This is a genomic window from Dolichospermum sp. UHCC 0260, assembly GCF_009711985.1.
Taxonomy (GTDB): Bacteria; Cyanobacteriota; Cyanobacteriia; order Cyanobacteriales; family Nostocaceae; genus Dolichospermum; species Dolichospermum lemmermannii.
Genome location: NZ_VIKZ01000042.1, coordinates 54769 through 67464, shown reverse-complemented (window position 1 = coordinate 67464; position 12696 = coordinate 54769). Strand labels below are relative to the sequence as shown.

The following is a 12696-nucleotide window of genomic DNA, read 5'->3' as shown; positions in this document are numbered from 1 at the left end:
GGAGTCACCGAGTCAGGATGAAGAAGGAAGAAGGAAGAAGGAAGAAGGAAGAAAGAAGAATTTTCTCAATAACCAATAACCAATGACCAATGACCAATGACCAATGACCAATCACCAATGACCAATGACCAATCACCAATGACCTGCTATATGATTAATATTTACACACAAGTTCCCCAGGGCAAAGCATGGCTTCATCGTTATCGGGGTAAATTACCGATATTTGCCTGTATTTTAGGATTTACAGAAACGGGTTTAATTCCTGGTATTTCTGCCGCTGGGTTGACTCCACAGGATCGCCAATATACAGCTTGTGCTGATGGAGAATTTCTCTATTACGGTGCTGAACATCAACCCAAGTACCCTCTCCCTCCTTTGACTTCCGGGGCTTCTCCTGTGCTGATTTCGCGGGCGGTGGTGGCTAATTTAAATATCCCTGTGTACTTGTTTAATGCGGGATTACCCCATACTCCACCTGTACCATTAATTGATTTGGGTGGTGCGCCGGCGAAGTGTTTAAGTCAGGGTGCAGCTATGGATATAGATACTGTCAAACATTTATTAGCACAAGGATTGCGTTGGGGTGATCAATTAAGTTCTGAATTAAGTTCTCATGGGTATTTAATTCTCAGCGAGTGCGTTGTCGGTGGCACAACAACAGCCTTGGCAATTTTAACTGGTTTGGGCATTGATGCTGTTGGTAAAGTTAATAGTAGCCATCCTGTGTGTAATCACGGACAGAAATGGGATTTGGTGCAAGCGGGATTGGCAAAAATTCCCCCGTCAGTTGATCCTTTAGAACTGGTGGCCGCAGTAGGTGATCCTATGCAGGTGGTAGTAGCAGGAATGGCGATCGCCGCGAGTCGGAGTTGTGGGGTATTATTGGGTGGAGGTACACAAATGTTAGCAGTTTATGCTTTAATTCAAGCGATCGCTCACACATACTCTTTATCTTGGCAACCCGCAGAAATTGTCATCGGCACAACCCGTTGGGTAGCAGAAGATCCCACAGGTGCAACAGTTGATTTAGCCCAAAGTTTACACAAAAATAGCATCCCTCCCTTGTTAGCTACACAATTGAGTTTTGCTAATTCTCGATATCCTCAACTTCAAGCTTATGAACGGGGTTTTGTCAAAGAAGGTATTGGTGCTGGTGCGGCTTGTATAGCTGCCTCTTTAAGTCAAAATTGGCAACAAAATCAATTATTAGCAGCTATTGAAGCCCAACTTGAAGAAATCAGCCGCAATTAATAAACTCTCTGTCTGAGTAACTGTTCTTCTAAAGCAGCAATCCGATGATATGCAGCGGTTAACTGAGCTGTTAGCCGTTGAATTTGGATTTCTGGTGTTATTTGTTTATCTGTCGTCTGATAATTCATTTCTACAATACCATCTGACAAAATATCTTTATGCTTCAATTCTTTTAACTCAGGCACTGGCTGTTTCTTTTCTAGATAATGTTCTATGACTGGTAACTTATCTAAAGATGAATCTGACAAAGCTTGAGATAGCCGCATATCAAGCCTTTCAATCACTTCATAGATAGCATCAACTTTCTGGCTCAATGTGAGAATTTGTTTTTCTAAAGATTCCATTTAATACCTGCACCAAAAAATATTGTCTCTATGTTATTCACTTTACTGAGGATCTTCGATATACTTATGGATTATTTAACTTTTCATCTTGTTTCAATACCTTAGCCATTTTTTGCAGGTTGGGTTAAGTGACAGCGCAACCCAGCGCTCATGTTGGATTTCATGCTGATTGCTTGGCGTTCACGCAGTGTCCCGCAGGGATACGTTTACGTTCCACAACCCAACCTTGTATCTTAGAGGTATGTTAGAAGAAGTGGTAGATGATCCAGCAAAATTTTTACTGGCGGGTCATCGAGGTGGCGGTAAAACTACTGAACTGCGACGATTAGAACAAAAATTAGGAAATACACATACTGTTATTTGGATAGATACCCAAACAGCCCTAGATAGATATAACATTGGCTATGCTGAAGTTGTAGGTTTTGATTGGTTTGCAAATTGCACAGCAAGCTATTAAAAGAATGCAGAATTTAGAATTTAGAATTTAGAATTACGTTTTGCAACGGGGATTTTACCCCGACGCAAAACCCGCTGCTTGTAGAAGCAGGGGACTTTAACCCCCAAAGGTAAGTTAAAGCAAAAACAGCTATTTTGTATGTTGCTTGTGGTCAATCGTTAGGATTAGATAATTATGTAACAAAAATTGTTAATCAATTAGAATCTTCACTTTTTGATAGTATTAGAAATTTAGTAAAAGAACTGGGTGAAGAAATGACACCTGCTCTAGAAATTAGCCGTCAATTTCATAATTATGATCAAAGTTGCAGCGATTCGTCAGCAGTTAAATGACCAAGATAGAATTGCTCTTGCTTACGATAAATTAGGAAGGATTTATCAAGGTTGTGGTAAATACGAAGAAGCAATAAGTTACCACGAACAAAGTCGGGAACTTTATCAACAATTAGGTAAGGAAAAAGATGTAGCTGATTCATGGTATTGGATAGCTGATTGCTATAGAGAATGGGGAAAATATCAGCAAGCTGTTGATTGTGAAAACCAAGATTTAGCTATTCGTCTGCAGTTAAATGACCAAGATAGAATTGCTCTTGCTTACGATCAACTAGGAAAGATTTATCAAGGTTGGGGTAAATACGAACAAGCAATAAGTTACCACGAACAAAGTCGGGAACTTTACCAACGATTAGGTAGAGATGAAAATGTTGCTAGATGTTTTCGACGACTTGCTAATTGTCAAATCTTATTAGCCAAAAATACCGTACACACAATAGAAGCTACTGAATTAATGAAACAAGCTGAGAAAAATATCCACCAAGCCATAGAAATCAATACTCTAGGACAATATCAAGAAAATCTTAACCGGAGCGAAGAAATGGCTCAAGGATGTTTAGAAATATTTCAAGATTACAACCGCCAAAAATTGACAGCTTCAGTATATAAGCTGTTAGGGGAAATTTACCTGAAACGGACACAGCAAAATCAGCCTGATAATCAAGTTATTGCTCATCAGTTTTTAACTCAGAGTTTGCAAATCTATCAAGATTTAGATTTACAGAAACAAGCTGGAGAGATAAGCATGATATTGGGTAATGTATAATTCATTACTTATGATTATCAATAGACATCTGGTGAGAATTAAACGTGCGTGGTTTGAAACCCTTGTAGAGATGTTCCATGGAACGTCTCTACAGTTCCCAAAACACAGATACCCCCAGTTCATTTTGTTGTGAACCAGAGGTATCTCATAATTGGTAGACTATAAATCTTTCGGTATACTGAAGTTGAAACTAATATACACTCTTTATTCCCATTTGCATAGTTCTGTAATAACAATTTATTTAAGTTTTGTATACTTTTAATTATTTCTTTATATTTAAGATTAATTAAGCCAGCAAATATCCTGTTTTTCTTCCCTTGCATTAGCAGCATTTTGGTGATAAATACCGCCTAAATCAGCTAATTCGGCACTTAATGATCGGAAATTAAGTTATTCTGAAGCTTATTTGCAAAAAATATGGAAACATTGAATATGGAACGCACTATTTCATCTTTAGGCATTTGTGTTTTCATCGGTATATGCTACGCCCTGTCCGTGAATCGTCAAGCTGTGCGTTGGCGGACAGTCGCCTGGGGATTGGGGTTAGAATTTATTTTGGCTTTAGTAATTCTCAAAACGGCTTGGGGTTTGAACTTATTTAAATCCTTGGGAAATATCGTTGGTAACTTTTTAGCTTTTTCTGATGTTGGTGCAAAATTTGTCTTTGGTGAAAACTTCAAAGATCATCTGTTTGCTTTTCAAATTCTCCCCACAATTATCTTTTTCTCATCATTTATCAGTATTCTTTATTACTATGGCATTTTGCAAAGAGTTGTCAATGCCCTAGCATGGTTGATGATGAAAACCATGAAAACATCAGGTTCTGAATCTTTGTCCTGTGCGGGAAATATCTTCTTGGGACCAACAGAAGCAGCACTCATGGTCAAACCTTACCTAGCAAACATGACAAAATCTGAATTGCACGCCGTCATGACTGGTGGTTTTGCTACCATTGCTGGGGGTGTACTAGGTGCTTATTTGTCCTTTGGGATTCCACCAGAACATTTAATTGCTGCTTTTTTTATGACTTCTCCTGTTGCCTTGATAGTATCAAAAATAATGTATCCAGAAACAGAAGTATCGGAAACTACAGAAAAAGTTAATATAGACATCAAAAGTAATTATGTTAATGTTCTCGATGCAGCCACATCTGGGGCAATTGATGGCGTAAAATTAGCGGTTAATGTTGGAGTCATAATAATTGCTTTTTTGAGTTTATTAGCTGCTGTGAATGCTAGTTTAAGTTGGTTGGGAAATTTGGCAGGTTATCCGCAATTATCTTTAGAAGGGATGTTATCTTTAATTATGTTTCCCGTAGCTTGGTTAATGGGTATACCTTGGGCTGACTGTGGACAAGTTGGAGCATTATTAGGTAAAAAGACGATTCTTAATGAATTTATCGCCTATTTGGATTTAGGAGAAATGATTAAGAAACAAGAAATTTCTCAACGTTCAGCAATTATTGCCACTTACGCTTTGTGTAATTTTGCTAATATTGGCTCAATTGGCATTACTATTGGGGGGATGACAGGAATAGCACCCAACCGCCAACAAGACTTAGCCCGTATGGGTGTAAGAACTATGATTGGTGGATTATTAGCGGGTTTTATCACTGCGGGAATTGCGGGGATTTTGATTTAACAATAATATACAATCGCACCTGGGTTTTTCCCTTCAAACAACTTAAATTAGGTTGAAAATAAACTATGAAATTGGCAGCAATCAATCCTATCAAAACATCAATTAAAATTATTACTTTAGGTATTTGTTTGGCTGGAGTTCATGTTTACGCCCAAACATTATCACTTTCTTCAAACTTGATTGGTTTTGATACTCCTGAAGGTGAAACATTATTAATTGCTAGTAAGTCAAAAAGTGATTTTTTCCCATTAAGTACACAATTTGTCACCCAAATTAATCAGGCATATTGTGGAGTTGCTAGTATGGTGATGGTGTTAAATAGCTTGAAAATTCCTGCACCAGAAGCACCACAATATAAACCATTTCGAGTATTTACCCAAGATAACTTTTTCAGTAATGAAAAAACTAGAAAAGTCGTAAATTCTGAAGTTGTTGCCCGTCAAGGTATGACTTTAGATCAGTTAGGAGGATTATTGGAAAGTTATGATGTGCAAGTTAAGGTGTATCATGCTGGTGGGATAAATTTAGCAGAGTTTCGCAAGTTAGCAGCAGAGAATGTAAAGCAACCAGGAAATTTTATTATTATTAACTATTTACGTCAGGAAATTGGTCAAGAACGAGGTGGACATATTTCGCCTTTAGCTGCATATAACGAGTTAACAGATAGATTTTTAATTATGGATGTTTCGCGCTATAAATATCCACCTGTTTGGGTGAAAACAGCAGATTTATGGAAGGCAATGAATACTGTTGATTCAACAGCAGCCAAGACGCGGGGGTTTGTATTTGTGAGTAAGAATAATTGATGTTTATCTACAGGGAACAGGGAACAGTTGTTACCAAAACTGTAACGATTGAGGATTTATGAATCTGTGGATGAGATAGTGAACAATTAGTAGATTAGCAACGTCTTTTGCAATAGACACCCGAAAATCTGGAGTAATTGAGGAAATAATTATGAATTCTATCACAACCAATTTTCTGCAACGACGTTATGGGGTAAGTTTGGGCAGACGTTATGTTTTAGCAGCCGCTAGTGTTATGCTATTAGGTGCGTTTGCTTATTCCTCGATAGATAACAGCAATAACGTTTTTACTAGATCTTATCTACCCAATACAGAACTAGGCTTTTTACCAGAAAGTCTAAAGACACGCTCGTTTCCCACTTACCGCGAGGTCTTATGAAACACTCAAGGAATTATTGGTTTCTACTTTTGGAGATGCTTCTGGTGTCATAGGTGTGGCTATATCATCCAGAGAAGAGTCTTCTGGATCAAGACTCAGTGCTGAGGGGCGAATAGCACTGATGATGCTTTTAATAACCACAGCGCAGGGGACAGCCACGATTACTCCTAAAAGTCCGCCAATTCTCGCTCCAGTTAAGACAGAAATTAAAATCCAAACGGGGTTTAAACCCGTAAAACTGCCTAAAATTCGGGGTGCAATCAGATTTTCGAGAATTTGCTGCACGATTACGGCAGCTATTAAGACCCTCACCCCCATAGAAACATCTTGGAGTGAAACCAAAGAAGTTGTCAAAGCGATACCCACAGAACCGCCAAAGGGAATAAGTGCCATGACTCCAATAGTTAACCCAAATAATAGACCAAAGGGAACTTTCAGCCATAAAAAGGTAGGAATCAGCGCAGAAGCCATGCAGGTTGATAAAATTAATTGGGTGATAAAAAAGTTTTGAAAGCTTAAACGGACTGTTTTGGAAAAGGGAGCGCGAAATTTAGAAGGTAGCCATTCTACTAAACTTTGCCAAAGTTCACCGCCATGCTGTAATAAATAAAACGTTAATACCATTGTTAGTAGGAAATCCAACAAACTGGTAACAGTGATCACGGCTAGATTTAGCACCTGTCCAGCTATGGACTGTAATTGTCCTTTGACGCGATCATTGATTTGGGCGGCTAAAGCATCTAAGTTAATGGGTAAACCTACACTTTCTGCCTTGCCATTGAGTATCATTAATTGTGAACGTCCTGAATCAATTAAGTCTGGTAAACGCGCCACCAGTTGTTGGGCTTGAGTCAGGGCGAGAGGAAACAGGGTGACACCTAGAGCTAATAAAATGGATAATGCTAACAAAAATACGAGGATGGCTACTTGCTCTCGTTTTGCTCCGTGATTTTCCATCCAACTTACGGGATAGTTGAGTAAAAATGCTATTACCGAAGCTCCGACTAAAATAACGATCAGGGAGTGAAAATAATTGAAAATTGCGGCAATAGCCCAACCATTGAGAACTAATAACGGTGCAAGTAGCGCGATCGCTAAGTATCTCGCTATAGGTGTCAATGTTTGCCACCAATTGAGTAGCTTACGTGTTTGCATTTTTAGGTAATTACACTATAGAACTAAATTGATTTCTTCTTGACAAAGTATTAATCCCATGGAAGTTGGTCATTGGTAATTGAAATTGTTAATTGCCCCTACCTAATTAGCAACTTAGGTTATTATCTCTAACTTAATGACTATTATTCACCATCTCTAGTTTATGATCACATCAACCACTATGGATAACTTGCCAGCAAAAGATACAGATATCTCAAAAACACAACTTATTTTATATTTGATTCCCATTATCGGCTTTTTTCCCTCGCTGTGGACTCTCTACCAGCGTCAGGGTAGCCGGGAACAAGTTACTGCCAGCCGTTTATCTATTACCTTGGCCTTTATCTGGATGTTAGGTTATTTATTGTTAACTACTGGAGCAGCAACAGATCTTTTGACACTGCGCTTGTTAATTCTCAATAGTTTTCTGACTTCTGGTTACTTTTTAGTCAGTGTTTGGTTGATTTTCCGGGTCATTCAAGGCAAATCTTCCCGTTTACCAGGATTTAGCAACTTGGCAGAGCGACTATGGCATAAGTATTAAATAGCGAATCGGGAAATTATGCTCCTACACTTCCAAACTGACAGAAATTATCGCAGCCCGTTACAGATTGCCGGAAGTATAAATTTGAAATCAAAATCTCAAGATTAATAAAAAGGCTTTCACCCCTAACCCCTGGTTTGTGAATTCTGTTGTATATTCGGAGGTTTATTATAGCAAATTTGATGAGAAGTTAGCTATTATAGTCTGATTTGTTTGGGATGTATTGAGTCGGCAAATTTACTTTATTTAAAATCGTAGGTGAGAGGAAGTCTGTGACTAGTCAAAAAACATCAGCAGCACAACAAAGAGCCGCAAAAGCTAAATATAAGGGGAAAGGGCAAAATTCCCGCCCATCAAAATTAGGACGGTGGCTATGGTTTGCGGTGGGTATGGGTGGGATTGCCCTAGTATCTGGACTTGCAGGGGCGTTGTTGGCGGTTTCTTGGGAAAGTACGCCTTTGCAACAAGCTCAACTCAGTCCCCAGGAGGAAGCGGTATTTGATGGGGATAGTATTTCTGGCAATGGGTTACAATTTTCCCAACTAACTCGTCCTGTTAATATCCTGCTAATGGGGATGAGCGTACTGCCTCCAGATGTCCAAAACCCCCCTTCTGACAGCAAAAATCTGAGTTATTTACCCCAAATTAATTCTTTTGACGGTCTTTCTGATGTCATGCTGTTGATCAAATTTGATCCAGAGACAAAAAAAATAGTCATGCTTTCTGTGCCTAGAGATACCCGTGCAGAAATTGAAGGGTATGGAGTGAAAAAAATTAATGCGGCTAATGCAGAGGGTGGACCAGCGTTAACGGCGAAAACCGTTAGTAATCTTTTAGGTGGAGTAGGAATTGATCGCTATATTCGTATTAATGTTTTGGGCGTTAGTAAGCTAATTGAAGCTTTGGGGGGAGTGAATATTTATGTTCCCAAAAACATGAAATATCGGGATGATTCCCAGCATTTATACATTAATTTAAAAGCGGGTCAACAACATCTCAATGGTGAACAGGCATTGCAATTACTCCGCTATCGTCATGATGAACTGGGAGATATTGGTCGAATTCAGCGCCAGCAAATGGTGTTGCGGTCTTTAATTGAACAGACTCTGAACCCGACAACCATCACGAAATTACCAGACATTCTCAATGTTGTTAAGGAAAATATTGATACTAACTTATCTGTTGAGGAATTAGTAGCGCTAGTTGGTTTTGGCTCAAAAATCAATCGCTCGAATATGCAAATGTTAATGCTACCTGGACGCTTTAGCGACAATCATGAGTTTGATGCCAGCTACTGGGTTCCAGATGGGCGGAATATTGCGAAAGTAATGACGCAGCATTTCGGTTTAGAAGCGAAGACGGCAGAAATATCGTTTGCTGAACCTAGTCATCTGCGTGTAGCTATTCAGGATAGTACAGGGAACAATCGCTCTCAATTGCGTCCCCTAATTAGAACATTGGAAAAAGCTGGATATAAAAATATCTTTGTCTCCAAACCCTGGGGACAACCCCTGGATATAACTCACATTGTGGCACAACAAGGAGATGGAGATAGTGCCGAATCAGTCCGTAGTCTCTTGGGATTTGGGGAAGTACGCGTAGAAAGCACTGGTAATATCGGTTCAGATATTACTATTCAGATAGGAAAGGATTGGTTTCAAAACCAGGCTATTTTCCAAAACTCCACCAGTCCGTAAGCCCTATTGATTACAAACATCTTTACTGAACTTAAAATTTCACAAAAGTCAGCAGTTATGGATTAGAGTCCAAAGAGACAAAATCAGCAATTATCCTCAAGAATGAATCATCAAAAGCAAAGTTGGATTCCGTTCTTCTTGCCAAAATTATGATTGTTTGATCTTGATGAATAAATCTTCATACTCTTTCATAACTGCTGGAGGTAAGGGGAGTATAAATTCACTTTTGGCCAGAATTTCAGCATCAGTTAATAATAAATTCTGTAACTGTTTCTGAATATCCCCCAGGACCATAGCATTGTCCACAGGAGAATTGCTTTTAGTTAGTAAGGCAATTTGTTTAGAGGTATTGGGTTGTAAACAAAAATCTAACCATTGATATGCTAAACCATCATTACTAACACCTGTAGGACTTACCCATAAATCAGTCCAAATTGCTGTTCCTGATTGGGGAACAACTGCGGCAAATTTTTGATAACGACTGATTACCGGAATAATATCATGAGACCAACCAACTGCTAACCAAGTATCCCCAGTAATTAATGGTTCTAGATAGTTTTGAGAATCATAGAATTTGACTTGTTGATTTAATGCTTGTAATTCTGGTTTTAGTGCGGAAATTTGCTTGATATTTTCCGTGTTATAAGATTTTCCTAATTTCTTCAAAACTAAACCAATTACTTCTCTGGGATGATTAAGTAAAGAAATCCGATTTTGTAATTCACTCCGCCATAAATCACTCCAATCTGTTGGTTTCCAACCTAATTGTTGAAACTTTTCTTGATTATAAATAATTACTGTATTCCCCCACCGATAAGGAACACCCCAAATTTTACCTTCTTGATCACGCTTAATTAGTTGTTGCCATTTTTCATTTAAGTTAGCTAAATTTTTGATATTTGTTGTTGCTAATGGTTGAATTAGTTTTTGATCAATTGCTGCTTGTAACCAATAATCTCCCAAGGTAACTAAATTAGCAGTCGGTGATTTTTGATTTTGATTAAATGGTAAATAACGAGTCCATTCTTGCTGATTATTAGTTGGCGGTTGTTGCCAAGTCTGTAATAATTTAAATAACTCCTGAAGCTGATTCACTGGGGTAAATTTCAATTTTCCCCCTTGAGTTACAGTTTTCCGAAACTGATTAACTACCTGACCAGGAATAGAATTTTTTAATAGCTGTACATTTAAGGGAGGTTGCTGGTTTGTTCCGCATCCTGTGATCAATTGAGAAAGTGTTAAGGTACTTGTACCCAATAAAAAAGATCGTCTGTCCATTGATTTTACAGTTGGTGAATATAGCCATCCTCAATCATAGCTTGAGTTTGATGGGGCAATTTTACATATTGAGCTAAAATAGATAAATAAAAATTTACCGCTTGCATCAGCAAAAAAGACACGCAAGACTTGAAAAGTTAAATAATCCATAAGATACAAGGTTGGGTTGTGGAACGTAAACGTATCCCTGCGGGACACTGCGTGAAGGCCAAGCAATCAGCATGAAATCCAACATGAGCGCTGGGTTGCGCTGTCACTTAACCCAACCTACAGAGAATGGACAAGGTATTGTTACTAATACCGAATTTTTAATTGTTATCGCCAACCTAGCCAGCGTAAGCTAGGGACAACTAGGTAATGGCTTATACTCAAGGAAAAACTAATTAAGATACTCACTAAACTAAAAAAAACTATGGGTGAAAATACATCCAGCCCTTGTGGTTGACTGGAAAAATGGAATAAATGCAGTCTCAATCCTAACCGCACGAAAATGGCTATCAAGTTGGCGCTTCCTAAACCTGCAATGACAGCATAAGCGATTTGATGACTGCGAAGACCTAAGCCGAGGGTTAAGAGGGGAAGTGAGATTAAAATCCATGTGACTAAGCTTTCCGCCGGATTTGGAGTGGTGATGAATTGACAAGCTATCCAGCCTAAACTGTAGCCAATTAAGCCCATTAAAGCTGTGATCAGAAACCGCCGCTTTTGTCCAAAACAGCCTGATAAGGTTAATCCCCAACCTGTTCCCAAACCTGCAAAACCATAAACTATACTTTCTGCGGCTATATAAGGTTGTTTTTGGACTAATGTTGGTAATGGATAGGCTAGTAATTCTAACCAGCGAGCGCCTAAACTGGTATGGTAAGCCAGGACAAAACCAATTATAGTCCCGATTCCCGCGCAGATACTTGTCAGAATCATCACCCAAATAGTCGCCAAACAAGCTAATAAAAATTTATATATTCCCTCAATTATAAATACAGTAGTATTACTTATGAATTGAGTAATATCAGTAATTGATGTTACAACACAATGACCTGCGCTGATCAATAACCCCTTGTGTGGACGTAAAGAAGCAATCTTGATTAATCGCTTATGAATAATAGCTGCATCCGCTGGACGAAATTTCGGATCATCCTGTACCATCTCATCAATTAAATCCGCTAAATCTGATTTAATCTGTCGGTAATTACGCCAGCGTAATTTACCTGTCAGACTATCTTCTAAGTCTGGCGGATACTTACCTGTTAGTAGTTGAATTATAGTCCGTCCTAAAGCATAAAAATCTGCGGCTGGGCCAACATTACCACCGCGAATTTGTTCGTAAGGACTATAACCGGAGGAGTACAAGCGTGTAGATGTGGGATGCGATCGCAAAACTGAACCACTAAATTGTTTAGCGCCGCCAAAATCAATTAGCACCAATTTATCATCCTTCCCAGGGGTTGCGGGTGTAGAAGTACGCAACATTAAATTAGAAGGTTTTATATCTCGGTGAATAATTTGGCGTTGATGTAATTCCTGTAAAATCTGTACAGCTTGAATAAACCAACCTATTACCAAATCTTCGGAACAACCTTGAGGAGAATTTATTAATACTTCCTCTAAAGTGTAGCCATTGATTTTTTCCATCACCAAACATGGTAATTGATAGGGTTTAGGGTTAACCAAATTAATTTGAAAATATCCGTCAGCATCAACTGTAGGTACGCCAGAGTTACGGAAACTACTTAAAACTTCCGCTTCTTGCTTGAATAATTCCAGCGCCTTGGGTGAGGTTTCTACCAGCACCTTCAGCACTTTTTCTGTCTGTGTCTTTTCATCCCAAATTGTGTAAATTTGGGCAAATCCCCCCGCACCGAGAGGTTTAAGAGAGAAATAGCGATTTAACAGATGCAGCGGTGCGCCACAACTGTTACAGAATTTGTTTCCCCAGGGTTGAGGATAGGGACGTTGACAATGGGGATTTATGCAGTGAACCGAGAAGCAACCGTCCATTAAGGCTTTTAAAGATTAAAATATAAAAATCAATCAATTCTCACAACT

The 12696-nt window shown here is 38.8% G+C and carries 13 protein-coding genes; 9 read left to right on the top strand and 4 right to left on the bottom strand.

The genetic code is table 11. The annotated features are described in order from the left end of the window. The first annotated feature begins 150 nt into the window (after window positions 1–150). Complete coding sequence (cobT, locus tag FJR08_RS16215; RefSeq protein WP_168633863.1) at window positions 151–1251, top strand: nicotinate mononucleotide-dependent phosphoribosyltransferase CobT; 1101 nt, start codon at window positions 151–153, stop codon at window positions 1249–1251. On the opposite strand, the gene FJR08_RS16210 is transcribed toward cobT, so the two are convergent. Continuing rightward, window positions 1248–1595, bottom strand: a complete 348-nt coding sequence (locus FJR08_RS16210) for a hypothetical protein (protein WP_168633862.1) — start codon at window positions 1593–1595, stop codon at window positions 1248–1250. The two genes, cobT and FJR08_RS16210, sit on opposite strands and share 4 nt — an antisense overlap. Window positions 1596–1836: 241 nt before the next feature. On the opposite strand from FJR08_RS16210, the gene FJR08_RS16205 reads away from it, so the two are divergent. The 6 genes from FJR08_RS16205 to FJR08_RS16185 all read left to right on the top strand — a co-directional run bounded on the left by FJR08_RS16205 (window position 1837) and on the right by FJR08_RS16185 (window position 5976). Beyond that, window positions 1837–2052 carry a hypothetical protein gene (locus FJR08_RS16205; RefSeq protein WP_041457601.1) on the top strand — a complete coding sequence of 72 codons (216 nt, stop codon included), beginning with the start codon at window positions 1837–1839 and terminating at the stop codon, window positions 2050–2052. A 134-nt stretch (window positions 2053–2186) separates the two neighbouring features. Further along, entirely contained in the window at window positions 2187–2384 is a 198-nt protein-coding gene (locus FJR08_RS23290) for a hypothetical protein (protein WP_217357526.1), read from the top strand. Next, complete coding sequence (locus tag FJR08_RS16200; RefSeq protein WP_168633861.1) at window positions 2347–3150, top strand: tetratricopeptide repeat protein; 804 nt, start codon at window positions 2347–2349, stop codon at window positions 3148–3150. The genes FJR08_RS23290 and FJR08_RS16200 overlap by 38 nt, the downstream gene beginning before the upstream one ends. Before the next feature lie 432 nt (window positions 3151–3582). Further along, window positions 3583–4791: a NupC/NupG family nucleoside CNT transporter gene (locus FJR08_RS16195; protein ID WP_168633860.1), complete on the top strand. Its 1209-nt coding sequence runs from the start codon at window positions 3583–3585 to the stop codon at window positions 4789–4791. A 65-nt stretch (window positions 4792–4856) separates the two neighbouring features. Then, entirely contained in the window at window positions 4857–5597 is a 741-nt protein-coding gene (locus FJR08_RS16190; protein ID WP_168633859.1) for a phytochelatin synthase family protein, read from the top strand. Window positions 5598–5748: 151 nt separating this feature from the next. Then, complete coding sequence (locus FJR08_RS16185) at window positions 5749–5976, top strand: hypothetical protein (RefSeq protein ID WP_015078539.1); 228 nt, start codon at window positions 5749–5751, stop codon at window positions 5974–5976. Here the strand turns inward: FJR08_RS16185 and FJR08_RS16180 are convergent. Further along, window positions 5971–7131, bottom strand: coding sequence for an AI-2E family transporter (locus FJR08_RS16180; RefSeq protein ID WP_015078540.1), 1161 nt, complete (start codon window positions 7129–7131; stop codon window positions 5971–5973). The two genes, FJR08_RS16185 and FJR08_RS16180, sit on opposite strands and share 6 nt — an antisense overlap. Window positions 7132–7312: 181 nt before the next feature. Between FJR08_RS16180 and FJR08_RS16175 the strand changes: the two genes are divergently transcribed. Both FJR08_RS16175 and FJR08_RS16170 read left to right on the top strand, forming a co-directional pair. Further along, window positions 7313–7675, top strand: a complete 363-nt coding sequence (locus FJR08_RS16175; RefSeq protein ID WP_174783128.1) for a hypothetical protein — start codon at window positions 7313–7315, stop codon at window positions 7673–7675. Window positions 7676–7947: 272 nt separating this feature from the next. Further along, window positions 7948–9372, top strand: a complete 1425-nt coding sequence (locus FJR08_RS16170; protein ID WP_168633857.1) for an LCP family protein — start codon at window positions 7948–7950, stop codon at window positions 9370–9372. Window positions 9373–9519: 147 nt separating this feature from the next. On the opposite strand, the gene FJR08_RS16165 is transcribed toward FJR08_RS16170, so the two are convergent. Both FJR08_RS16165 and FJR08_RS16160 read right to left on the bottom strand, forming a co-directional pair. Continuing rightward, window positions 9520–10650, bottom strand: a complete 1131-nt coding sequence (locus FJR08_RS16165) for an extracellular solute-binding protein (RefSeq protein WP_168633856.1) — start codon at window positions 10648–10650, stop codon at window positions 9520–9522. Window positions 10651–10965: 315 nt separating this feature from the next. Further along, window positions 10966–12648, bottom strand: a complete 1683-nt coding sequence (locus FJR08_RS16160; RefSeq protein WP_168633855.1) for a serine/threonine-protein kinase — start codon at window positions 12646–12648, stop codon at window positions 10966–10968. Between the last annotated feature and the right edge of the window lie 48 nt (window positions 12649–12696).

Excerpts from the sequence above, each read along its gene's own strand:
- FJR08_RS16180 (WP_015078540.1), bottom strand. The coding sequence starts at position 7,131 with ATGCAAACACGTAAGCTACTCAATTGGTGGCAAACATTGACACCTATA.
- cobT (WP_168633863.1), top strand. The coding sequence starts at position 151 with ATGATTAATATTTACACACAAGTTCCCCAGGGCAAAGCATGGCTTCAT.
- FJR08_RS16160 (WP_168633855.1), bottom strand. The coding sequence starts at position 12,648 with ATGGACGGTTGCTTCTCGGTTCACTGCATAAATCCCCATTGTCAACGT.
- FJR08_RS16165 (WP_168633856.1), bottom strand. The coding sequence starts at position 10,650 with ATGGACAGACGATCTTTTTTATTGGGTACAAGTACCTTAACACTTTCT.
- FJR08_RS16175 (WP_174783128.1), top strand. The coding sequence starts at position 7,313 with ATGGATAACTTGCCAGCAAAAGATACAGATATCTCAAAAACACAACTT.
- FJR08_RS16185 (WP_015078539.1), top strand. The coding sequence starts at position 5,749 with ATGAATTCTATCACAACCAATTTTCTGCAACGACGTTATGGGGTAAGT.
- FJR08_RS16205 (WP_041457601.1), top strand. The coding sequence starts at position 1,837 with ATGTTAGAAGAAGTGGTAGATGATCCAGCAAAATTTTTACTGGCGGGT.
- FJR08_RS16200 (WP_168633861.1), top strand. The coding sequence starts at position 2,347 with ATGATCAAAGTTGCAGCGATTCGTCAGCAGTTAAATGACCAAGATAGA.
- FJR08_RS16190 (WP_168633859.1), top strand. The coding sequence starts at position 4,857 with ATGAAATTGGCAGCAATCAATCCTATCAAAACATCAATTAAAATTATT.
- FJR08_RS16210 (WP_168633862.1), bottom strand. The coding sequence starts at position 1,595 with ATGGAATCTTTAGAAAAACAAATTCTCACATTGAGCCAGAAAGTTGAT.
- FJR08_RS16195 (WP_168633860.1), top strand. The coding sequence starts at position 3,583 with ATGGAACGCACTATTTCATCTTTAGGCATTTGTGTTTTCATCGGTATA.